This window comes from Actinotignum sanguinis (assembly GCF_003957255.1).
Classification (GTDB): Bacteria; Actinomycetota; Actinomycetes; order Actinomycetales; family Actinomycetaceae; genus Actinotignum; species Actinotignum sanguinis.
The window spans coordinates 1-20,846 of sequence record NZ_QDIE01000020.1 but is presented as its reverse complement, the minus strand read 5'-3'; the positions used below and the strand labels follow the sequence as shown (position 1 = coordinate 20,846).

Annotated in this window: 21 protein-coding genes; 9 read left to right on the top strand and 12 right to left on the bottom strand. The window is 62.0% G+C overall.

Annotated elements, in window-relative coordinates; all coding sequences use genetic code 11:
* Window positions 1-49: 49 nt before the first annotated feature.
* Window positions 50-2,311: a transglycosylase domain-containing protein gene (locus DDD64_RS06060; protein ID WP_126135504.1), complete on the top strand. Its 2,262-nt coding sequence runs from the start codon at window positions 50-52 to the stop codon at window positions 2,309-2,311.
* A gap of 61 nt (window positions 2,312-2,372) precedes the next feature.
* Window positions 2,373-3,470, top strand: a complete 1,098-nt coding sequence (locus tag DDD64_RS06055; protein ID WP_126135503.1) for a hypothetical protein — start codon at window positions 2,373-2,375, stop codon at window positions 3,468-3,470.
* Here DDD64_RS06055 and DDD64_RS06050 read toward each other — a convergent pair.
* Window positions 3,467-4,138, bottom strand: coding sequence for a TetR/AcrR family transcriptional regulator (locus DDD64_RS06050; RefSeq protein WP_164545936.1), 672 nt, complete (start codon window positions 4,136-4,138; stop codon window positions 3,467-3,469). The genes DDD64_RS06055 and DDD64_RS06050 overlap by 4 nt on opposite strands.
* 287 nt (window positions 4,139-4,425) lie before the next feature.
* On the opposite strand from DDD64_RS06050, the gene rpsF reads away from it, so the two are divergent.
* The 4 genes from rpsF (at window position 4,426) to rplI (ending at window position 6,187) form a co-directional block, all read left to right on the top strand.
* Entirely contained in the window at window positions 4,426-4,716 is a 291-nt protein-coding gene (rpsF, locus tag DDD64_RS06045; protein WP_126135501.1) for a 30S ribosomal protein S6, read from the top strand.
* A 57-nt stretch (window positions 4,717-4,773) separates the two neighbouring features.
* Window positions 4,774-5,337 carry a single-stranded DNA-binding protein gene (locus DDD64_RS06040; RefSeq protein ID WP_126135500.1) on the top strand — a complete coding sequence of 188 codons (564 nt, stop codon included), beginning with the start codon at window positions 4,774-4,776 and terminating at the stop codon, window positions 5,335-5,337.
* A 143-nt stretch (window positions 5,338-5,480) separates the two neighbouring features.
* Window positions 5,481-5,720: a 30S ribosomal protein S18 gene (gene rpsR, locus DDD64_RS06035; RefSeq protein ID WP_016442031.1), complete on the top strand. Its 240-nt coding sequence runs from the start codon at window positions 5,481-5,483 to the stop codon at window positions 5,718-5,720.
* Between the two features lie 11 nt (window positions 5,721-5,731).
* Entirely contained in the window at window positions 5,732-6,187 is a 456-nt protein-coding gene (gene rplI / locus DDD64_RS06030) for a 50S ribosomal protein L9 (RefSeq protein ID WP_016442030.1), read from the top strand.
* Window positions 6,188-6,292: 105 nt separating this feature from the next.
* Here the strand turns inward: rplI and DDD64_RS06025 are convergent, their stop codons facing one another.
* Window positions 6,293-7,657 (bottom strand): MATE family efflux transporter, encoded by a 1,365-nt coding sequence (locus DDD64_RS06025; RefSeq protein WP_126135499.1) that lies wholly within the window; start codon window positions 7,655-7,657, stop codon window positions 6,293-6,295.
* 403 nt (window positions 7,658-8,060) lie between these two features.
* Between DDD64_RS06025 and dnaB the strand changes: the two genes are divergently transcribed.
* Window positions 8,061-9,425 carry a replicative DNA helicase gene (gene dnaB, locus DDD64_RS06020; protein ID WP_126135498.1) on the top strand — a complete coding sequence of 455 codons (1,365 nt, stop codon included), beginning with the start codon at window positions 8,061-8,063 and terminating at the stop codon, window positions 9,423-9,425.
* 122 nt (window positions 9,426-9,547) lie between these two features.
* Here the strand turns inward: dnaB and DDD64_RS06015 are convergent, their stop codons facing one another.
* The 7 genes from DDD64_RS06015 to DDD64_RS05985 form a co-directional block, all read right to left on the bottom strand.
* Window positions 9,548-10,771: a serine hydrolase domain-containing protein gene (locus DDD64_RS06015; RefSeq protein ID WP_126135497.1), complete on the bottom strand. Its 1,224-nt coding sequence runs from the start codon at window positions 10,769-10,771 to the stop codon at window positions 9,548-9,550.
* Window positions 10,768-11,490, bottom strand: coding sequence for an HD domain-containing protein (locus tag DDD64_RS06010; RefSeq protein ID WP_126135496.1), 723 nt, complete (start codon window positions 11,488-11,490; stop codon window positions 10,768-10,770). Before DDD64_RS06010 ends, DDD64_RS06015 begins: the two co-directional genes overlap by 4 nt.
* A 39-nt stretch (window positions 11,491-11,529) precedes the next feature.
* Complete coding sequence (locus DDD64_RS06005; RefSeq protein ID WP_126135495.1) at window positions 11,530-12,099, bottom strand: YdcF family protein; 570 nt, start codon at window positions 12,097-12,099, stop codon at window positions 11,530-11,532.
* A 3-nt stretch (window positions 12,100-12,102) separates the two neighbouring features.
* Complete coding sequence (gene thiD, locus DDD64_RS06000) at window positions 12,103-12,906, bottom strand: bifunctional hydroxymethylpyrimidine kinase/phosphomethylpyrimidine kinase (protein ID WP_126135494.1); 804 nt, start codon at window positions 12,904-12,906, stop codon at window positions 12,103-12,105.
* Between the two features lie 193 nt (window positions 12,907-13,099).
* A complete protein-coding gene (locus tag DDD64_RS05995; RefSeq protein WP_126135493.1) occupies window positions 13,100-13,939 on the bottom strand; it encodes an aldo/keto reductase in 840 nt (279 codons plus the stop codon).
* A gap of 181 nt (window positions 13,940-14,120) precedes the next feature.
* Entirely contained in the window at window positions 14,121-15,227 is a 1,107-nt protein-coding gene (locus DDD64_RS05990; protein ID WP_206435397.1) for an ATP-binding protein, read from the bottom strand.
* 222 nt (window positions 15,228-15,449) lie between these two features.
* The gene (locus DDD64_RS05985; RefSeq protein WP_126135492.1) at window positions 15,450-15,704 is read right to left on the bottom strand and encodes a hypothetical protein; all 255 of its coding nucleotides are present in this window, start codon (window positions 15,702-15,704) and stop codon (window positions 15,450-15,452) included.
* 138 nt (window positions 15,705-15,842) lie between these two features.
* Here DDD64_RS05985 and DDD64_RS05980 point away from each other — a divergent pair, with 138 nt between their 5' ends.
* Complete coding sequence (locus DDD64_RS05980) at window positions 15,843-17,210, top strand: alpha/beta fold hydrolase (protein ID WP_126135491.1); 1,368 nt, start codon at window positions 15,843-15,845, stop codon at window positions 17,208-17,210.
* Window positions 17,211-17,238: 28 nt separating this feature from the next.
* On the opposite strand, the gene DDD64_RS05975 is transcribed toward DDD64_RS05980, so the two are convergent.
* Together DDD64_RS05975 and ilvA are read right to left on the bottom strand one after the other, a co-directional pair.
* Window positions 17,239-17,913 (bottom strand): 1-acyl-sn-glycerol-3-phosphate acyltransferase, encoded by a 675-nt coding sequence (locus DDD64_RS05975; protein ID WP_126135490.1) that lies wholly within the window; start codon window positions 17,911-17,913, stop codon window positions 17,239-17,241.
* 180 nt (window positions 17,914-18,093) lie between these two features.
* Window positions 18,094-19,395 (bottom strand): threonine ammonia-lyase IlvA, encoded by a 1,302-nt coding sequence (gene ilvA / locus DDD64_RS05970; RefSeq protein ID WP_126135489.1) that lies wholly within the window; start codon window positions 19,393-19,395, stop codon window positions 18,094-18,096.
* Window positions 19,396-19,471: 76 nt separating this feature from the next.
* Here ilvA and DDD64_RS05965 point away from each other — a divergent pair, with 76 nt between their 5' ends.
* Window positions 19,472-20,170 carry a CYTH domain-containing protein gene (locus DDD64_RS05965; RefSeq protein ID WP_241227464.1) on the top strand — a complete coding sequence of 233 codons (699 nt, stop codon included), beginning with the start codon at window positions 19,472-19,474 and terminating at the stop codon, window positions 20,168-20,170.
* 447 nt (window positions 20,171-20,617) lie between these two features.
* Here the strand turns inward: DDD64_RS05965 and DDD64_RS08925 are convergent.
* Window positions 20,618-20,846: hypothetical protein (locus DDD64_RS08925; RefSeq protein WP_206435395.1), on the bottom strand; the 229-nt coding region annotated here is incomplete at its 5' end.

Genomic DNA, 20,846 nt, shown 5'->3' with positions numbered 1-20,846 from the left:
TGAGGCAGACTAGATACGCGGCGCGACCGCGCGCCGGTAGGGAGTAACGATGGCTGGAACGCGAACGGGTCGGACACAGAAGGGGCGCGCGCGCACCACTACAGGGCGCAGCGCAGGCCCTGCGGGTCGTGCCGGAGCGCGCCGGGGCGGAACGGGCACGAGCGCGCGCCGCAAACGCTCACTATGGAATTATCCGCGCCGCGGCAAGGGGCCGATTCACCGCTGGATTCCCTCGTGGCGCTTCGTGCTCGGAATGTTCTTCACCCTGGGCTTCGGCGGGCTGGTTGCCCTGGTGACGCTCTACATTTTCCTGCCCGTCCCCAGCCCCGATGATATTGCGACCGCGGAAAAAACCACTCTCTACTACCGCGACGGCAGCACCGAATTGGGCAGCATGTACGAGGTGAACCGCACCCCGGTCCCCCTGGAATCCCTGCCGGAGTACGTGGGGAATGCGGTGGTTGCCTCAGAAGACCGCACTTTCTACTCCAATTCCGGGATTGACCTGGGTGGCATCGCGCGCGCCGTCGTCAATAATATTCGCGGTGGGGCGCGCCAGGGAGGCTCCACCCTCACCCAGCAGTACGTGGAGAACTACTACCTGGGCACCACCACCGATTACATCGGCAAGGTGAAAGAAGCCGTGCTCGCGGTCAAGGTGGACCGCAATTCCTCCAAGCAGGACATTCTGGAAAACTACCTCAATACTATTTACTTCGGGCGCGGTGCCTACGGGATTGAAAGCGCAGCTCAGAACTACTTTGGTATTCCCGCCGCCCAGCTGAGTCTGGATCAGGCCGCGCTGCTCACCGCGGTGATTCCGGCGCCCTCGGCCTGGGATCCGGCGGTGGATCCGGAGCGGGCCGCGCAGCGCTTCGATCGGGTCATTAACCGGATGCTTGAGGATGGCTATATCACCGCTGAGCAGGCCGCGGCCGCCACCATGCCCGCGACCATCGAGTATGTTGCCGCCAAGCAATTCAGCGGAACGAATGGTTACCTGCTGGCCGCCGCCCAGCAGGAGCTTATCGCCACGGAAAAGTTCACCGAGGACAGCCTCAACCGGGGTGGCTATACGATTGTCACCACACTTGACCCGACCATGCAGCAAGCCGCGGTCGACGTCGTCAATGCCCTCCCCAAAGATCGCCCGGAAAACAATTACGTGGGTATGCTTTCCGCGGATCCATCCACCGGAGGTATTTACGCGATGTACGCCGGCGCGGACTACCAGGAACGCCAGCGCAATACCGTCACGCAGGATCGCGCTCAGGCCGGATCGACCTTTAAACCCTTCGGCGCGCTCGCGGCCCTCAAGCAGGGCAAATCCATCGACGGTACCTATTACAATTCCCCCGCGGAGCTGAAAATTGGCGATATCACCATTAGTAATTTCGACGACGCCAATATGGGAAATATCAATATGCGTACCGCCACCGCGAACTCGGTGAATACGTACTACGCGCAGCTCAACGAGGAGGTGGGGCCGCGTAATACCCGCGCCGCCGCAATTGAGGCCGGGATTCCGGAAACCACGCCGGGCCTGGATAATTCCCTCACCAATGTGCTCGGCTCGGCTTCCCCCACTAATAAGGAGCTCACCCAGGCCTTTGCCGGTTTCGCCAACCGCGGGGTGAGTGTGCCTTTGCATGTGGTTAGCGAGGTGCGCGATGCGCAGGGTACCGTGGTGTACCGCGCGGATACGGCCGGTAAGCGGGTGCTCGATCAGCGCGTTGCCGATAATCTCAACGAGTTACTTCAGGAACCCACCGGCCCGCGCGGGACGGCGGATCGGGCCGGGCGGCTCGGCTTCCAGGTGGCTGGGAAAACCGGAACCTCCACGGATCTGAAATCCGCGTGGTTCGTGGGCTACAACCCGAAGATTATTACCACGGTGAATATGTTCCAGATCGGGCCGAACGGTGAGGAAGAGTCGCTGGGCGGCTGGGGTGCCTACCCGTGGGGTATCGGCGGGAACGGCTACCCGGTGGATATGTGGGTGGACTTCATGAAGGCCGTTACCGGCACTATGGAGCTGCCGAAGTTCCCCGAACCGGAGCTCATTGGCGAGAAACGCCCCAGCTTGCGGCCTACGCGCCTCGAACCGGTGGAAGAAGTAACGACGACGCCCGAACCGAGCGCGGAGCCAAGCGAGCAACCGGCGCCGGCCACCGAAGAGCCGGCACCCGAACCGAGCGCGACGGTGCCCCCGGAGCTGCAACCTACCCGGATGCCCGCCCCGCCCACGGAAACTATCCCGTTGCCCACCGAGCCGGCTGAACGTGAGCGCGTTCCCGGTGCGGTGGGGTAGGAGTGGGCTGGAGCGTTCCACACTCTCGAAGTGTTGGCCACCCGCGTTTTAGACTGACCTCATGAAAATCTATCCCTTCTGGGCGCGGGAGAGCGCCCCGGTATCTACCACGTCGGGGCCGGCCACGGTGGCGCAGTGGGGCTGGTCCGCCAACTCGGAAGAAGAGGCGCAAAAAGTCGCGGCAGCGCGATTGCATCGCCTGGTTGATCGCATCACTGAACTCGGGCATTTTCCCCGCGAACGCCAAGCTCGCGCGGAATATTATCCGGGCACCCCGCTGCGCGAAGAGATCCTGTCCGTCCTCAGCAGGGAGAACGGCACCCCTACCTGCGCGATCACCCGAAACCGCTACGGAGCAGAGGTTCTTAATACCGCAGATATCCTCATCGCGGATGTGGACGTTCCCGAATTAGAAGAGGCGGCCCGCCAGCGAGGCGGCAAACGGGCTGGCGGGCGAGCCGCAGGCTCTCAGAACAAACCCGGTTTCCTCGCCCGACTTTTCGGTTTCGGCGCGAAGAAGCGGGAGCGGCCCGCCGGCTCTGCTTTCGAGCCCGGACCGGGTGCGGCACCTGCTCTCGCACCGGAACCGGTATCGGCAACCGCGGCGAACACCGCTCCCGGTTCCGCCTCTATCCCGGGGCTCATCACCGAAACAGCGCCGGTACGCCAGCATATGATCGAAGCCGAACTCATTGCCTTTGATCGTATTGAACATTTCGCGCGTCTCAATGCGGCCTGGCCGATTTTCGTCTACCGCACTTTCAAAGGCTTTCGCGTGATCGTGGCTGTTGAGGGGATCGCCGCGGACTCCGGGGAAGCGCAGATGATTCTCAATCAGCTCGGTTCCGACCCGCTCTATATGCGGTTGTGCCGGGTGTACGAATCCTACCGGGCGCGCCTCACCGCCAAACCCTGGCGAGTCGGGATCGCGGCGCCCAGCGTGCGTTGGCCCGAGTACGATGCGTCGTCGGCCCTATGCGATCCGGTTGCGCGCGAGGACATGGCACGGTGGTTGATGCGGTACGACGCCGCCCGCGCCGGCTACGCCACCACGCGCTTCATTGCTGCCTTCGGGCCTTCTCCTACCGGGCGCGCGGCGGAGATGGTGGCCGTGCACGCACGCGCGACCGGTGCGGAATCCGGCCTGCCACTCGCCTAGAGCTGGAGGGTGCCCGCCCACTGGTTGGCCACCGTATCGAGGTAGCCGAGGTGATCGTCGAAAAGCCCGGCGTACCTTTCGGTCATCTCCAGGGTGATGGTTCCTACCAGTTCGGTCCAGGCGCGGATCACGGAGACGATGAGGCCGTCCGGTAGTTCAGCCAGCTCCGCATCAAGGGACCCGAAAGTCATGCGGATGCGCCACAGGTCCACCCCGAGCGCCCGGGTTTCGGGGCCTGTCAGGGCTTTATTGCGTCCGCCTTTGGCGATGCGGGCCAATTCGAGGGGGACGCGCAGGGCCGCGGCCGTGGTCATTTCCGGATTGGAAAAATCAATCGCGCTGGCCCCGTAAATAAGGGAGAAACGATTCGGGTAATCAAGGGCCCAGGTGTGGGCGGCGCGCCAGGCCGCCACCCAGCGTTCCCGCCCTGACATTTTTTGATCCGCAGCCCGGCGCATCGCCCCGGCCAGGTCCCGGTAGGCTTCGGCCGCCAGGGTGGTGAGGAGTTCTTCGCGGGAGCGTACGTGGCGGTAGGGAGCACCCGGGGAAAGCTCAAGGGAGCGAGCAATCGCGCGCATGGAAAGCTGTTCGGCCCCGGCGCGGTCAAGCTGCGCGCGGGCCGCATCCAGCAGCTTTTCCCGCGTGGTGGGTGCTTCACCTTCACTCATAGCTCGCTCCTGTGTTTGTGCCCGGTAGGTCGCCACAATCGCGGTGGAGCGACCTAGGGAAAGTCTACCGTTCCCCATGCGTTCAGGGCCGGGATTCTCACGGAAATACGGGCGAAAAGGCGTGGGCCGCTCCATATTTAACCATCTGGAAAACAATGCCGGTACCGGCTAGACTGAGGGACTGACCTATCTGTTCGCGGGCGTTAGCATGCGGATGGGCGGGTCAACGCATAACCCTTCTGCCGCGGACGGACCGCGGCCGTTTAGACCAGAGGAGGTGGGTAGACATGCGTGAATACGAGATGATGATCATCCTTTCTCCGAACGTTGACGAACGTAATTTGTCGACCAACGTTCAGAAGCTGCTCCAGGTTGTCCCCAATGAGGGCGGCGAACTGGAAAAGGTCGATATTTGGGGCCGCCGGAAGCTTGCTTATCCCATTAACAAGCACTCGGAGGGCATTTACGTCGTCGTCGATATGAAGGCGACTCCCGCAACCGCAAGCGAACTTGACCGCCAGCTCGGCCTCAACGAGGACGTGCTCCGCATCAAGCTCCTGCGTCGCGACGAAAAGTAAACGTACCACCAGCGTAAGAACCGAATCTGAGAAAACAACGGGGTAAAAGGAGCGATTATGGCAAACGAACCGGTCATTACGATCGTCGGTAACCTCACCGCCGATCCGGAAATGCGTTTCACGTCAGGTGGTGTGGCGGTCGCGAGCTTCACGGTTGCTTCCACCCCGCGCAAGCGCAATGCCCAAACAGACCAGTGGGAAGATGGCGAACCAATGTTCGTGCGGTGCTCGGCGTGGCGTGACTACGCGGAGAACGTCACTGAATCGCTGTCGAAGGGCATGCGCGTACTGGTAACGGGCCGGCTCACGGTCAATCGTTACCAGACCCAGAACGGAGAACAGCGCGAAGGTCTGGAACTTCAGGTTGATGAAATCGGGCCCTCGCTGCGCTACGCCAAGGCCCAGGTCACGAAAACCAGTGGCGGCGGTAATTACAACCGCGGCAACCAGGGTGGCTACGGCCAGAACCAGGGCGCTCCGAGCGGTCAGGGCGGGCAGGGCTCCTACGGGGGTCAGGCCAGCTACAACGCTCCGCAGGGCGGCTCGGCTTACGATCCGTGGAGCCAGCAGCCGCAAGCCCCGCAGGGCGGTTCCGCTTTTGACGATATGCCCCCGTTCTAAATACGCGTTCTAGATTTCCGGGATTACGCACACACCAGTTATTGACATTTTGACTCGGGCCACTGCCCCGCGGCGCGCAGAAAAAGCGCGGTAGCTGCGGGAGCTTCGGTAGGCATGAGTCGCAGCAACACAAGGAGACAACTATGGCGAAGGGACATCTTCGCAAGCCGTTGAAGCGGAAGACCGCTCCGGTGAAGGCCATCAAGGTCGGCAATATTGACTACAAGGACACCGCTACGCTGCGCAAGTTCATTTCGGACCGCGGCAAGATCCGCGCCCGCCGCGTGACCGGTGTGAACGTTCAGGAGCAGCGCAAGATCGCCAAGGCGATTAAGAACGCCCGTGAGATGGCTCTGCTTCCCTACTCGAGCAACGCTCGCTAAGGAGGCACATAATGAAGCTCATTCTTACGCACGACGTCGAACGCCTCGGCACCGCCGGTGACGTTGTCACCGTCAAGGACGGCTACGGCCGTAACTACCTGCTGCCGCGCGGCTACGCCACTCCGTGGACCAAGGGCGCCCAGAAGCAGATCGATCAGATGGCCGAAGCGCGCCGCAAGCGCTCCATCACCGATCTGGAAGCCGCGCACGCGCTGCGCGATGCGCTTAACGAAGCCGTGGTGCAGGTGAAGAAGGCCGCCGGTGAAAATGGCCGCCTCTTCGGCGCGGTGACCTCCAAGGACATCGCTGAAGCCGCTACCGAAACCGTGGGCAAGCCGGTGGATAAGCGTTGGATCACGCTGGCGTCCCCGATCAAGTCCCTGGGCAGCTACACCGCTAAGGTGCGGGTGCATGAGGATGTCACGGCATCCCTCCAGGTGGATGTGCTGCGCGCACCCAAGAAGTAATAGCTGATAGCTAGTTCATCAGCACGCGAAGGCGGGGGAGAACCTTAGTGGGACTCCCCCGCCTTTGTGCTGCCGTCGCCTTTGTGCTGCCGTGCCCGCTCTCGCCTAGCTCCCTAGCTGCACCCATTTTTCCCCGCGCACCCGCAGGTACATGGGCAGCGCCCGGGCGCTCATGCACACCCCGGCATAGCCGATCCACAGCCAGATGAATCCCGTTTGCCCGGAGGTCCATTCCAGCAGTCCGAGCACCATCGGCCCGTACAGGGCGAGGGGGATAAACATCATCCACGCCAAGGTCGTGAGGTCGCCCGCGCCAATGAGGACGCCGTCGAGAATAAATGCAACCGAGGCAATCGGGAAAAATACCGCGATAACGAGGAGGCCCCAGAAGGCTAGCCAGCGCACGTCGCCCGCGGTGCTCATGATCCGCACGATAAGCGGCGAGGTGAGGACGGTGGCGGCCCCCAGCACCGCACCCACGCTCATGCCGCGCGTCAGGCAGCGCCTGAGCACTACCCGCAGGCGCGATTCGTCGCCGGCGCCGGAGGCTTGGCCCACGAGGATTTGGGCCGCCATGGCGAGGGCATCCAGCCCGTAGGAGGCGAAATTCCAGATGGTCATGGTGATTTGGTTCGCGGCGAGCGCTTCGGTGCCGAGTTGGGTCGCCCCGGTGATTTGCAGCAGGATAAGCACGCGCAGCACCGCGGACCGCACGATGAGAGGTACGGAATCGTGGAGGGCGCGGAGCACACCCACTCCGCGCGGCGCGAGCGGGGCGTGGTGTTCGCGCGCATGATGTACGACGACGCCGGTCAGTACTACACCCATAACTGTTTGCGCCGCCGCGGTACCAATTCCGGCTCCCGCCAGGCCCAGCCCGGCCGGGTAGATGAAAACAAAGTTGAGGGGAATATTGACGAGTGCCCCGAGTACCGAAACTTTGAAGGGCGTGGTGGTGTTCCCCAGCCCGCGCAGGGTTCCGGTGGCGGCGAGGACGACGAGCATACCGGGGAGCCCCGCGGCGGAAAAACGCAGGTAGCGTGCCCCTTCGGTGACGACGATTCCCTCTGCCCCGAAGACCTCCAGAATCTGGGGTGCCCAGATAGCCAAGACCGCGCCGAGTAGCACGCCCAGGGTACCGGCCAGCCAGAGCCCGTCCATGCCTTGGGAAAGGGCGGCTTTCATGCGCCCAGCTCCCACGTAGCGGGCGGTGGCGGAAGTGGTGGCGTAGGCCAGGAAAATGCATAGCCCAACCAGGGTGGTGAGAATAGTGGAGGCGAGGGCGAGGCCGGCTAGCGGCCCGGTGCCCAGGTGGCCGACCATCACGGTATCGGTGGCAACGAGGAGCGGCTCAGCCAGGAGGGAGCCGAGGGAGGGAAGGGCCAGGCGTGCGATCTCGCGGTCGATAGCGTGCTTGGTGGTGGCGCGGTCGCCGGTGGGCCTGCTGGAATTGTTCTCGGGTGTCGTCACGTCCGCTAGCTTAGCCGAGCCGGGGTGAGGCCGCCGGTTTCAGGGCTGCCAGCCGCAATTGGCCTCAGCGGCACCCGTAAGCGCCCGGCCACCGGTACTTGAGGAAAGCCTCAACGTGATCGACCTCACGGCCTGTGCGTGTGGAGAACTCGTGGCCACATCTTTCCACAGTTGTGGACAAACTTGGGGACGGAATACCGGGGATTTCCCCCACTCCATCCACAGTTGTGGATAGTTGTGGGTACAAATGGTGAACAATCCCCAAGCTATCCACAGTTTGTCCACCGGTTATGCACGGATCCACCGGCGTGTTTACACATCCGCGCAGGGGAATTAACTTGAAATTCACCTCGTAAACGCGTTACGAAAGCCAGTGGAGATCCATTGCCGAGAAAGGGAAGCTATGTCCGTCGTCAATAACGGTGCAAAGATGCAGGGGTCATCTTTTGAACGTACCCCTCCCCAAAATCTCTCGGCCGAACAATCTGTTTTGGGCGGAATGCTGCTCTCCAAAGACGCTATTGCCGACGTGGTAACCGTGCTAACCGCCGATGATTTTTACCAGCCTTCCAACGCCACGGTGTTCACGGTCATCCTTGAGCTTTTCGGGCGCGGGGAGCCGGCAGACGCCATCACCGTGGGCGCGGAACTCAAAAAACGCGGGGATCTGGAGCGCATTGGCGGGCTGCCGTATTTGCATACTCTGGTGGCCTCGGTACCCACGGCTGCGAATGCCGGGTATTACGCGAATATTGTGCGCGAACAATCCCAGCTGCGCGGCTTGGTGGAAGTGGGTACCCGCATCGCCCAGCTCGGCTACACCACTGACGGCGCGGACGTTATGGGCCTCATCAATATGGCCCAATCGGAGGTTTTTTCCCTCGGTCAATCGCGGGAGGCTACGGATTACGCCACGATGGCGGAAATCGTTCCCGGGCTGCTGGATGAATTGGAGAAAAACGCGGAACGCGCGGGCCAACTAGAAGGCGTGGCCACCGGGTTTATTGACCTGGATGCCAAGCTTAACGGTTTGCGCGCCGGGCAGATGATTATTGTGGCGGCCCGCCCGGGTGCGGGTAAGTCTACGCTCGCCATGGATTTTTGCCGGCAGGCTGCCATCCACAATCACCAGCCGGTGGTCTACTTCTCTCTGGAAATGAACCGTACGGAACTGTCTATGCGTTTGCTCGCTGCCGAGGCGGGAGTTTTCCAAGATCGCATGATTAAAGGTGAGATGACGCAGCAGGATTGGGACAAAGTCGCCGGCGCCGTCGAACGTATTTCTACCGCGCCGCTTATTGTGGATGATTCTCCGAATCTCACCTTGCCGGAAATCCGCGCAAAATCACGCCGCCTCAAGCAGCAGCACGATATTCAGATGATTGTGATCGACTACCTGCAGCTTTTGGCTTCGGCCGGGCGGGTTCCAGAATCACGCCAGCAGGAAGTCTCGGAGTTTTCACGCTCGATTAAATTGCTCGCTAAGGAATTGGAGATCCCTATTATTGCGGTGGCGCAGCTCAACCGTGATTCGGAAAAGCGAAATGATAAGCGCCCCCAGGTGGCTGACCTGCGTGAATCGGGTTCGTTGGAGCAGGATGCCGACGTCGTTCTTCTTATCCACCGCGATGATATGTACCACCAGGATTCGGAGAAGGCCGGGCTCGCGGAAGTTATTATTGGTAAGCAGCGTTCCGGGCCTACCGGCACGGTGGAGGTGGCTTTCCAGGGCCACTACGCGCGTTTCGCGAATCTTGCGGAAAACTAAATCCGAGCTGAAACAGTTGCGGGGCGCGCCGCACATATGCAACGCGCCCCCGCGTAAAAATACTATTTATTCCCGGTGCTGTGCCGGTGGGCTAGCTACGCCAAGCTAGCTGCCCGGTCTAACTACGCCAATTCAAGGCTGTCTCGCACCGCGGCTAGGAGGCGGCAGACGCGCGCCTGCGGCAGCGGCTCGGAGGAAAGCTGGTTCTCCACGTAGGAGAAGGAGATTCCGGTACCCGGGTCCGCGAAGGAAAGGCAACCGCCGCGCCCGTTGTGCCCGAAGCTGCCGCGGGAGAGCATGGGCTCGCGCTGGCTGCCCAGCTGGAAGACCAGCCCGTAGCGGGAGGTCGAATCACACAGGACTTCGTCGAAGCCTTCGGCGCGGGTGGCTGAAACCGCGGTGATGAGATCGGCATCGTAGCGCGCATAGCGCCCGTCGCAGAACATCGCGTAGAGGGTTGCCAAGGAGAGCGCGTCGGCATGCCCGTTAATTGAGGGCATTTCCGCATCGAGGAAATGCGGATCGGTGATGGCCGAATCGGTGTCCTGCGGGGATTGGTAGGCGTAGGAGGTTGTGGAGTTCGGATCGGCCTGGGCCTGGCGCAGCGCCCCGCCCCAGCCCTGGGTGCGCGGGCCCCAGAAATGCTTGGCGATGCGGGAACGCTCGGATTCCGGGCAGCCAATCCACACGGACAGGTTGAGGGGCGCCCGGAAGTTTTCTTCCAGGTAGTGCTTCGGGGTGAGCCCGGAAACCCGCCGCACCAGCTCTCCGGCCAGGTAGCCCATGGAGAGCGCGTGGTAGCCGTGTTTGGTGCCGGGTTCCCAGCGCGGGGCCTGGGCCGCGAGCTCGGAGGTAATCAGGTCCCAATCGAAAAGTGCGCTCGCGGGCAGAATATGGTCAAAACCAGGCAGCCCGGCGGAGTGGCTGGCCAGCTGGCTCACCCGAATATCTTCCTTACCGTTGGCGGCAAACTCCGGCCAGTAGTCAGCCACGCGGGCATCCGGGTCGATGAGGCCGCGCGCCACACAGTCCGCGAAGCAGATCCCAGTCAGGCCCTTCGTTTGCGAGAAAATAAGCTGCACCGCGTTATCCGGGTAGGGCGTGCGTTCCTCGATAGGATCTTCAACGACGGCGCCATCGGCCACCCCGCCTCCGGTATTTGCACCGGCAGGCGGATTCCAGCCCCCGTAAATATTGACCACGGGTTCGCCGTGCCAGAGCACCGCGATTTGCCCGCCGCGATCTTGGTTGGTGGCGATGGAGGCGGCGAAAGCGTCTACCACTCGCGCAAATTCCGGGGCGTAGGAGCCGCGGATGGAATCGCGCGCCTGCGTGAATGTTGTCATGGATTCCTCCTAGAGTGCGCCGAGGGTATTGACTCGCCCTCGGCAAGGTCCATATACGGGTGCGCGCTGGCTAGCTGCTCACGCATCCGGGAAAAGTAATACTCTTGAAATTCCAGCGCTTCAATCCAGAGGCGTTGCGCGCTGCGGGTGGCGCAGCGGTAGTGGCGCTCGCGGCCCAGGCGCGCCAGGTATCCGTCAATGAAATCAAGCTGTTCCTGGAGCGGCATGGCGTCCATATTGTGATACAGCAGGGTGTCGTGGATGCGGTAGACGCTGAAACGATCCACGTTATCGCAGTCGCCAACCGAGCGCGCCAGCACGCTGGCTTCTTCCGGATATTCGCGATGGCCGGGATATTCGGGGGAATCTTCCGGGTATTCGCTGCGGCCATCGGTGTGCATGGCGATGCCCTGGCAGATCTCCGTGACCTCCGCTTCCGGCATGCCTAGACTTGCCAAAAACGGGCGGACGATGCGTGCGCCGGCGCGGCCGTGGTCTACCGGGCGGGCGGAATCAAATTTCCCGATGTCGTGCAGGAGGCAGGCAATTTCTAGGGTATGTACCGCCAAGCCTTCTGACATGGCAACCCCGCGCCCGATGGCCGCCACTCGTAAACAGTGTTCATAGCGGTAGCGGCGGGCGCGCGGGCTGGCCGGGGCGCCTTCCAGGTGCTCACGCAGGAACGCGAGGGCAGGGCGCAGGTACGGATTCGTTGTCACGTTTCTATTGTGGCACGGCACGCGGGCTCCCTTCCGTACTTAAGTGCTACGACGCCGCCGCTTGTGCACCCGGCGCGCCAGCACCCGTGCCAGGTAAATCCCCACCGCGCCCATTTCCCAGATGAGGGCTTTCGGGGTGGTGGAGGGAGCGAGGCTGGCCCCGCGCATGACGGGGGTGAAGCGGTATTTCACGGCGAAGTACCGGGCCCGCGGCACGTGCTGCCAGGAGGTCACGATCACCGCGGCGATGGTGCCATCGGGGAGCAGCCCGGGAATCGGAGTGCGCCTGCGGAGTAGCGCGGCGCAGTCTCCCATATTCTCTTCGGTGGTGCGCGAGTGGCTTTCTACCAGGAGCGCGCTGCGGGGTACTGCGCGGGCGGCGAGCCAGGAGGCCATGACCTGGGCTTCGCTGGGTACGCCGGGTGAGGCCCGCCCACCCGAGCAGATGAGGGCGGGGCGTGCCCCGCGCGAGCGGGCATAGCGATATTCAGCCAGCGCCCGCGCCAGGCGGCGTTTCAAACTACCGCTGGGCACAAAACCCACGCGGGTGTGCACGATCCGGCCGCCCAGCACAATAATGACCGGAACGGCCGGATCGATGCCGGGCATGGCTTAGTCCTGATCCCGGTAAGCGCCCTGCCACACGGTGGCGAAGGGGGTATTGGCTTCCACGCGGGCCTTAATGCCGGCGGTCACCATATTCTTCGCGCGCTGCACGGCTTCGTGGATCTCCACGCCCTTGGCCAGTTCCGCGGTGATGGCGGCGGCCAGGGTGCAGCCGGCACCCGAAACGCGTTCCTCACCGATCTTCGGGGCGCGGTAGACGGTGGCTTTCTCCCCATCCCAGAGCACATCCACGGCATCCGGGCCGGGGAAATCAATCCCGCCCTTGACCACCACGTACGTGGGGCCGAGCTCACCGATGCGCTTGGCGGCTTCGATGAGATCCTCCTCAGTTTCCAGCGCATCCAAGCCGGAGAGGGTGCGTGCCTCAAAATTATTCGGGGTGGTGACGGTGGCGAAGGGAAGAATCTTGGTGCGCAGCGCATTATCGGTATCCAGCGCCTGGCCGGGTTCCTGACCCTTGCAGATGAGAACCGGATCCACCACCACATTGTCCCATTCCTGGGAAGCGAGCCCGGCGCGTACCGCCTCAATAGTATCCGGGTGGCCGAGCATACCGACCTTGGCGGTGCGAATATTCTGGGAGCGCAGCGCCGCTTCCATCTGAGCACTGATCACTTCCGGAGGGACGGGCACGAAGCGATGGTTCCAGTTATTCTTCGGATCGAAGGACACGATACACGTGAGCGTGCCCATGCCGTACACCCCGAGCTGCTGGAAGGTTTTTAAATCAACTTGGAATCCAGCACCGCCGGTAGCTTCCGATCCGGCGATGGTGTATGCAAAATACATTCCGCTCCTTTTCCTTACGGGTTCCCGGCACGGTGACGTTCACCTGATATTCCGCCCCGGCCCATCGGGGCGTGACCTGCCTTTCACCACTTCTATGCTAGCGAAGGGCTACGACATCTTTATGGGGTGTTTTATGCGCTGGACACCAAATCCGAGGGCATTAGCCCAGTTCATTCAACTAGCGTGGCAGCAGTTATTCGCCGTTTCGCCGGAAGGTATCCGGGTGGCGCCCGGTACGCCCGGCTTCGAAACGATCCATATTGTCGATTTCTTCCGCTTCTTCTTTGAGGAGTGTGTACTCCAGGCAGGCCAGGTTTTCGGCCAGGTGCGCGGTGGAGGATGCCCCGGGGAAGATAATCCGCCCGCGCGAGAGGTGCCAGAGCAATACCAGTTGGGCAACGGTGCATCCCTTAGCTGCCGCAAGCTCGGCAAGCACGGCGTCGTCGTTCACAGCGCCGCGCGCCAGCGGCGCCCACGCTTCCACGCGAATCCCGGCGGCGGTGCAGTACTGCGTGACTTCGGCGTTCTGGAAATAGGGGTGCGCTTCGATTTGGTTGACGGCGGGCTGGATATGCGCGGCGAAACGCAGCGCCTCAAGGTGGTGGCGCTCGAAATTAGAAACACCGATCGCGCGGGCGCGCCCGTCCGCCACGAATTCCTCCATGACCTGGTACGCCTCCACGTAATCGCCGCTGAGCATCGGCCAGTGAATGAGGAACAGATCAACGTAATCAGTGCCGAGATCCGCGAGTGAGCGCGCGAAAGTTTCCCGCACCGCGCGCGGAGCGTGATGGGGATTATCGAGTTTCGTGACAAGGAAAATATCCTCACGATCCACGCCAGATTCCGCGATTGCCGTGCCCACCGCGGCTTCGTTGCCGTACATTTGCGCGGTGTCGATATGCCGATAACCCATGGCGAGGGCCTCGCGCACGGCCCGGCGCGCGGTGGCGTTGTCCATGCGGTAGGTCCCGATGCCCAGTTGCGGGATCCAGTGGCCGGAATTGAGGGGAAGAAGCGGGATTGTTGCCATGGTTCTATTCTTGCAGAAGGTACGACGGCGCAGCGGCACTCCGGCACCCGGCCGGCTACTCTAACATTGTTAGAGTAGCTTTAGAGTAGCTCCGGGCGACCCCGAGAAAACGTTGCTATGGCGCGGATTTCTACTCTCAAGCCGGATGTTAGAGTACGTTAGAGTAGATGTGAGAATAGCTTTATAGCAACTCCCAAGTGGCGCGAGGATCGCGCGGGGATTTACCATTCCAGCGGATCACGCCAGCATCGCGCAGCATATTGAGATGGCGGAGCACGGTGGGTCGGGCAAGCTCCACAAGCTCGGTGATCTGCCCGGTTCCCAGCGGCTGTTGGGCCAGGCGCAGGGCGTCCAGAATCGCGCGGCCGCTCGGTCCGATCTGCCGCATGATTTCTTCCGGAATAGCGTTGCTGGCGAGGAGGGTGAGGCGCACGGCCTCGGGCAATTGCACGTACAGCGGTTCGGCCAGTCCGGCCCGGCGCGTCTCTTCGAAAATGCGCCGAATGCCTTCGCCCAGTTCCTGAGTAATGCCCATATCGAAGAAAACTCTGGCGATACGCGGATTTCGGGCATTGCGCCCAATTCTTTCCGGATGGGAAATATCTACGAGACCGGGAAAACGCCCGGGGCTGGTGAACTCTATCCGGTTGGGGAAAATCTCCACTCGAATGTGATCGCCGGCAATGCCGTAGGAACGGTGGACGACGGCGTTGACCAGGCCCTCAAGCCACGCCTCCCGCGGAATAATCGGCACGTTAGCAAAAATACCCGCATCCGTGAGCCGGCGATGCCCGGGCAAAAACTCTTCAATAATGCGGCTGGCTTCCGTAATTTGCTGCGGGAGGGGGCCGCCTATGCGAATGTCTTTCCCGGTTTCTACGTTTTGGAAACGCCCGGCACCGCGCTCATTATCGGAATACTTGACCACCCGTACGTAGGCGTTCGGAAAAACCTGCTGCGGATTTTTTGCGAAGAGGAGATACCCAGCTACTCGCAGTTGGCCATCGCGATCAATGAGGTCGCGGGCGCGTAGCGCATTGCTTCCCGAAGAAGAGCTGAGTAGGGCGCGGTACGCTTCCAGTTGTTCCCGGTTGAGATCATCCAGCTGACCGCCGGGGACGGGAGCTCCATCAAAGCCAACAAAGCCGCGATCCCACTCAAGTTCTTGACGTTGCCGGAAAGTGAGTTTGCGCGTTTCATCCCCGATCCGCTGGAAACAATCGCCCTTGTTAGTTTCATTCATTCCACTGATCTTCTGGCAGGCGAAGAAGTTCGTCCACGGCTTCATGAACCGGAAGAGTGAGAAGGCTTTCCACGCTACGCTGTAGCATGCATCTACTCTAACATTGTTAGAGTAGCTTTAGAGTAGCTCCGGGTGACCCCGAGAAAACGTTGCTATGGCGCGGATTTCTACTCTCGCGCCGGATGTTAGAGTACGTTAGAGTAGATGTGAGAGTAGCTTGATAGCTACCGAGAAACCGCTCGGGCACCCGGGTGCTTCACTCCCGAGTCAGAGCGAATCAATGGCATTTTTGGCGGTGACTAGATCCGCGCCGGTACGTTCCCGGTAGGCTTTGATGGCCTCAACGTTGCGCCCGCTGGCGGCCAAAGCGCGTTCCTCGGCACGGACCCCGTAGTCTGCTGCGGCGTCGTCGCCCGAAACCGTTCCCAGCTGCGCCCGTAACTGCGCAATAACCGCGTGCAAGCGTTTGTTTTCTTTCTGCAAGCGTTCAATTTCCGCAGCCTGATCAAACCACTTACCCACGGTTCCTCCTCGAACGTGCCGCTTTCGCATTAACTGTACGTATTTATTATTCCATTGTGCCCGGATCGCGGCACCGCAGAAATGAGAGCTACCGTACAGCCGGCGAGATCGGGCCGTCGCTCGGGTAATCTTCACGGTATGAGCGCGGTTACCTATCGTTTTCAGGGCTACACAGTCATCGAGCACCGCATCCAGGTGCCCCTTGATTACTTTGGTGCGTTCACCGAGCTGCCCCCGGATGAAAATATCGCCCATGTTCCCGCTACTATCACGGTGTTTGCGCGGGAAATCGTGCGGGCCGGCCGCGAGGATGCGCCGCGATTGGTATATCTGGAAGGCGGGCCGGGTCACGCGGCACCGCGCCCCGCGGGGCTGAGCGGCTGGCAGGACCTGCTACTCAACCACTATCGCCTCGTCCTGCTAGACGAACGCGGCACCGGCAATTCGTATCCGCTCGATTCACTCACCATCACCGCGGCCGGCAGCCCCGCCGCTCAGGCCGCGCTGCTGTCCTGTTTCCGCCAGGATTCTATTGTGAACGACGCCGAACACCTGCGCCGCCACCTCCAAGGCGAGGAACCGTGGAGCGTGCTGGGGCAAAGTTTCGGAGGTTTCGCCGCGGTTTCGTACCTATCCCACGCGCCCGCAGGGTTGCGCGAGGTCATGATTACCGGAGGGCTGCCCAGCCTGGATGAGGGACCGCAGGCCGTGTACCGGCAGACGTTCCCGCGCCTAGCTGCCCGGAACCGGGCCTATTTCGAGCGTTATCCCGATGATGAAGGTACCGCCTGGTATATCACCACCCACCTGGCGGACGTGGAAGAAATTTTACCCACCGGGGAGCGCCTCACCCCGGCGCGTTTCCGCCAGCTCGGCCAGCGCCTCGGCTTCACCTACGGATTCGAGCAGCTCCACTACCTGCTCGAGGACCCGGTGTGGTCTTTCCGCGGGCAACGCCGGCTGCGGCCCAGCTTCTTGCAGCGGGTGGGTGAAGCGGTTTCGGCTGCCCATGCCCCGCTCTATTTCGCGCTCCAAGAAGCGATTTACGCGCAATCGGGCACCGGGCCGCTGGCCTGGGCCGCGCACCGGATCCGCGGGGAATTCCCCGAATTTGCCATCCCCGCGCTCGCGATGGGTGGGGTGGGTGAAACGGATCTACGTAAGGAAGGCCGCGGTTTCCGGTTCTCCGGGGAAAGTGTGTTCCCCTGGCAGTTCGAGCAGGATCCCGCGCTCCTCCCGCTGCGCGGGGCGGCTAATGAGCTGGCCTTCCGTACGTCCTGGCATGATCTGTACCGCCCGGATGTGCTGGGGGGTAACCAGGTTCCGGTGGCCGCGTGGATTTTCCGTCAGGATATGTACGTGCCGGCCGAACTTTCGTTGGAAACGGCCGGGCGCATTCGGGGCCTCACCGCGCTGATCAGCGATGATTACCAGCACGATGCGCTGGGCCGCGATCCGCATACCGTGATCAGCGCGCTACTTGACGCAGTGCACCGGGAGCCCTAGAAGCGGGATCGCTCAGCGGAGCGGGACGCTACTCGGTAATCCCCACCCCGCCGGTTTCCCGATTCATCCGAATCGCAAAAGCGCGCGCCTCTTCCAGGTCGATTCCGTCGAGGAGGTGGGCGCGCGCGGCGGCGTCGTCCTCAGCGCGCAAGCGCGGCAGCGAGCGTTTCGAGCCGTTCTTCCCCACGAAATCGCGGTAAAACTCGCGCAGGATATCCATATCCGCCTCGACGTCGCCGGAAAGATACAGATGCTTCCACCACCCGTACGTTTTGGTGCGCGAATCGATGAAGCCGAGGGTGATGGGCAGGCGGCCGGCCAGGCCCATGCGGTAAAAACCGGATTTCCAATACTCAACGTCCCGCCGGGTGCCTTCCGGGGCGAGCGCCACGCAGAATTCTTCGCTGCGTTCGGCCTGGTCGAGCAGTGAGCCCACGATTCCGCTGGGATGGTTGCGATCCACGGAAATTCCGCCGACGGCGCGCACCACCGCCCCCAGGATTGGGGCCTGCACGAGCGAATTTTTGACCAGGAATTTCATGGAGCGCCCGTAGCTCCAAAACGCGACAATATCGTAGATGCCGTCCCAATTGGAGGAATGCGGGGCGCCAATGAGGATCGTTTTCGGCGCGAGGGGTTCGTGCTTGAAGGTCCAGCGGGAGCAGGCGCGGAAAATACGCGCGGCGGCGCTACGGAATGCCATGGGGGTCCTTTCGCGGAGGGTGGCGTCTGGCCGGTATTGTACCCGCTTCTTGCGCGGGGCTTTTAAGCACGACGACGCAGCTCCGGCCCGCGCGCAGCCCGGCGGTGCAGGCTCGTCGGGCTGTACACCGCGCGCCGGACGAGCCGGCCACGCCGGCCACGCCGGCCACGCAACGCTGCCTTAGATAAAGAAGCGGAATTCGGGTGAACCGGGTTCGACCTTGTGAATATCAATCCCGGAGCGATCCATGCGATCCAGCAGGTCAGCGAGGTTTTCCGGGTGTTGGATATCGATGCCGACCAGCGCCGGTCCGGTTTCGCGGTTGGTTTTCTTCGTGTATTCGAAGTACACGATGTCTTCGTCGGCCACGAGCACGCGGTCGAGGAATTCCTTGAGCGCCCCGGGTTTCTGCGCGAAGGTCACGAGGAAGTAGTGGCGCAGTCCTTCGTAGACCATTGAGCGTTCCAAAATATCGGCGTAGCGGGAAACGTCGTTATTCCCGCCGGAAATCACCGCGATGAGCGGGCGGGGGTGGGTGGCGGTATCGGGTTTGTTCCCGAGTTCTCCCAGTTCCCCTAGCTCCCGCAGGCGGCCCACCGCGGCCGGGGCGAGCGCGCCGGAAGGTTCGGCAATGATCCCGTCTACCTGGTAGAGCTCAAGCATTTCGGTGCATAGTGCCCCTTCGGGCACGGTGATAAAGCCGTCCACCAGGTCGCGCGCCGCGGCGTAGGTGAGGTCACCCACGCGGGCCACCGCGGTGCCGTCCGCGAAATTATCAACGGATTCCAGGGTGACCGGCCCGCCGGCGGCCAGCGCTGCCTGCATGGAGGCGGCGCCGGTGGGTTCCACCCCGATGACGCGGGTGTTCGGGTGGGCGTCTTTCACCCAGATCGCGGTGCCGGCTAGCAGCCCGCCGCCGCCCACCGGCACCAGGATCGCTTCGGGTTCCAGCCCGCTTTGCTCCACGCACTGTTCAAAAGCTTCGGCGATGACGGTGCCCTGCCCGGCGATAATCGGGGCGGCGTCAAAAGGATGCACGAAGGTCGCGCCGTGCGCAGAGGCGTAAGCCAGGGCGGCGCCGGCTGCGGCGTCGAACGTAGGTCCGCCGATAATCTGTTCCACCCACGCGCCGCCGATATCGCGGATGCGTTCGCGTTTCTGGCGCGGGGTGGTGGCGGGCAGGAAAATTTTGCCGTGAATCCGCAGGTGGTTGCAGGCATAGGCCACGCCCTGCGCGTGGTTGCCGGCCGAAGCGCACACCACTCCGGCGGCGCGTTCCTTCTCCCCGAGCGCGTGAATCGCGTTGTAGGCCCCGCGGACTTTATAGCTGCGCCCGACCTGCGTATCTTCGCGTTTGAGGTAAACGGGGCGGCCAAGGGCAGCGGAGAGGCGCTCGGATAGCTGCAGCGGGGTGCGGCGCACGGTGCCCGCGAGGGTGCGGGCGGCTGCGGCGATGAGCTCGGGCGAAGGTAATTCAGTCATTCTCCTATTGTGCCGGGATGCGGGTGTGATGGCGTGGCTGTTTCACCACGTGGGTGCGCGCGTCTACGATGGAATCATGATGGAACCCGGCCACGGCCCCGGCGTCGATGCGGACGCCGATTTCGAATTCGAGCGCAAATTCCTGGTGCGCGAGCTCCCCGATGACGTCGCTGAGCACGCCTCCACCCAGGTCATCATCCAGGCTTATACCTTCGCGCAGGACGGTTACGCGGTGCGGGTGCGGGTACGTTTCCCCGATGCGTTCGTGCCTTTTGATGAGTTCGACGACGCCGCCGACTTCCGCGGTGGTTACGAACGCCGTGCGCTCGCGCGGATGCTGGGGGCGGGATGCCCGGCGAGTGCCTCGGTGGCGGTGAAATCCCCGGTGGTGAGCGCGGAGCGGTACGAAAAAGAAATGGAAATTGATACCGATGTGGCCGTGCAGATTCTGCGGCGCTCGGTGGATCTGGTCCTCAAGAATCGTTTTTCCCTGTGGCTCGATGAGGACGGCTGGGAATTCGATGCTTTCGGCGGGCAAAACGCGGGGCTCATCATCGCCGAGGTGGAGCGGCGTGCGCCGGTGGTGGATCTGAAAATTCCCGATTTTTGCGCCACCGAGGTTTCAGACGATCTGCGTTTCACCAATGACCATCTTTCCAAGGATCCGTGGATGCAATGGGGTGCGGCCTATATGGAGGAGCTAGATGCGCGCGGGCCGCATTTCTTGGATCTGCACGCTCCCCAGCAGCGCGAACGCGAGGGCGAAGAAGCCTGAGCGGGGGCTGTTACTGAGGGAGATTCACTCACGTAGCTTGACGATTCGCCCGGGGGATTTTGGTGGAATAAGGTGCTTCTGAGGGTCCCACGAGGCCCCAATGTACCGAGTTTAAATTAATCAATATTAAATGTGAGTAATGGCACGGTGTTTGGTGGCGCTATAATCGCAAGTTTTGTTGCGCATGCGTTTAGACTTATACAAGTACTCACTTGTTGCTACATTGACAGACCGGTGCCACCGTTTCGGTGAGCACACCACGGCATGTGTATCACTCAACCTGAGGTGAGCGGGTTGCTTGATCCTGCCGTTGAGGGGCGGCGTGCAAACGTCGCCCCTCTTATTTTCCGCGGAGTGGTAGGGTTTCGCAAGCTATCAAAGTTTCGGGCTCGACGGTTGTGATTTTTGGGTTAATAGACAAAAAGTGGGTCTAATGGCGGCGTGTCGTTAGCCCCCGATCTGGCCTTTACGGATGTTTAGACCGTCTTCCCAGGGGTGTTCGGTATCGATATGGGTATCAATCTCGACGGGCTTATCACTAGGCGTACTAACCGGTTCCTTCCTTGGTTGGATCGTGTTTGACACGAAATCAGACATCGGCTGCGTGTTGATCGACCTGGAATAAAGCCAGTAATCCAGGGCGGTGAGCAGGTGAGACTCAGACCAGCCACGGTGG

What these genes read in the sequence shown, in the direction of transcription:
- DDD64_RS06060 (WP_126135504.1), top strand. Translation starts at nt 50, where the DNA reads ATGGCTGGAACGCGAACGGGTCGGACACAGAAGGGGCGCGCGCGCACC.
- DDD64_RS05965 (WP_241227464.1), top strand. Translation starts at nt 19,472, where the DNA reads ATGATGGAACCCGGCCACGGCCCCGGCGTCGATGCGGACGCCGATTTC.
- DDD64_RS05995 (WP_126135493.1), bottom strand. Translation starts at nt 13,939, where the DNA reads ATGGCAACAATCCCGCTTCTTCCCCTCAATTCCGGCCACTGGATCCCG.
- DDD64_RS06040 (WP_126135500.1), top strand. Translation starts at nt 4,774, where the DNA reads ATGGCAAACGAACCGGTCATTACGATCGTCGGTAACCTCACCGCCGAT.
- dnaB (WP_126135498.1), top strand. Translation starts at nt 8,061, where the DNA reads ATGTCCGTCGTCAATAACGGTGCAAAGATGCAGGGGTCATCTTTTGAA.
- DDD64_RS05975 (WP_126135490.1), bottom strand. Translation starts at nt 17,913, where the DNA reads ATGGCATTCCGTAGCGCCGCCGCGCGTATTTTCCGCGCCTGCTCCCGC.
- thiD (WP_126135494.1), bottom strand. Translation starts at nt 12,906, where the DNA reads ATGTATTTTGCATACACCATCGCCGGATCGGAAGCTACCGGCGGTGCT.
- DDD64_RS05990 (WP_206435397.1), bottom strand. Translation starts at nt 15,227, where the DNA reads ATGAAGCCGTGGACGAACTTCTTCGCCTGCCAGAAGATCAGTGGAATG.
- DDD64_RS05980 (WP_126135491.1), top strand. Translation starts at nt 15,843, where the DNA reads ATGAGCGCGGTTACCTATCGTTTTCAGGGCTACACAGTCATCGAGCAC.
- rpsR (WP_016442031.1), top strand. Translation starts at nt 5,481, where the DNA reads ATGGCGAAGGGACATCTTCGCAAGCCGTTGAAGCGGAAGACCGCTCCG.
- rpsF (WP_126135501.1), top strand. Translation starts at nt 4,426, where the DNA reads ATGCGTGAATACGAGATGATGATCATCCTTTCTCCGAACGTTGACGAA.
- DDD64_RS06015 (WP_126135497.1), bottom strand. Translation starts at nt 10,771, where the DNA reads ATGACAACATTCACGCAGGCGCGCGATTCCATCCGCGGCTCCTACGCC.
- rplI (WP_016442030.1), top strand. Translation starts at nt 5,732, where the DNA reads ATGAAGCTCATTCTTACGCACGACGTCGAACGCCTCGGCACCGCCGGT.
- ilvA (WP_126135489.1), bottom strand. Translation starts at nt 19,395, where the DNA reads ATGACTGAATTACCTTCGCCCGAGCTCATCGCCGCAGCCGCCCGCACC.
- DDD64_RS06055 (WP_126135503.1), top strand. Translation starts at nt 2,373, where the DNA reads ATGAAAATCTATCCCTTCTGGGCGCGGGAGAGCGCCCCGGTATCTACC.
- DDD64_RS06050 (WP_164545936.1), bottom strand. Translation starts at nt 4,138, where the DNA reads ATGAGTGAAGGTGAAGCACCCACCACGCGGGAAAAGCTGCTGGATGCG.
- DDD64_RS06005 (WP_126135495.1), bottom strand. Translation starts at nt 12,099, where the DNA reads ATGCCCGGCATCGATCCGGCCGTTCCGGTCATTATTGTGCTGGGCGGC.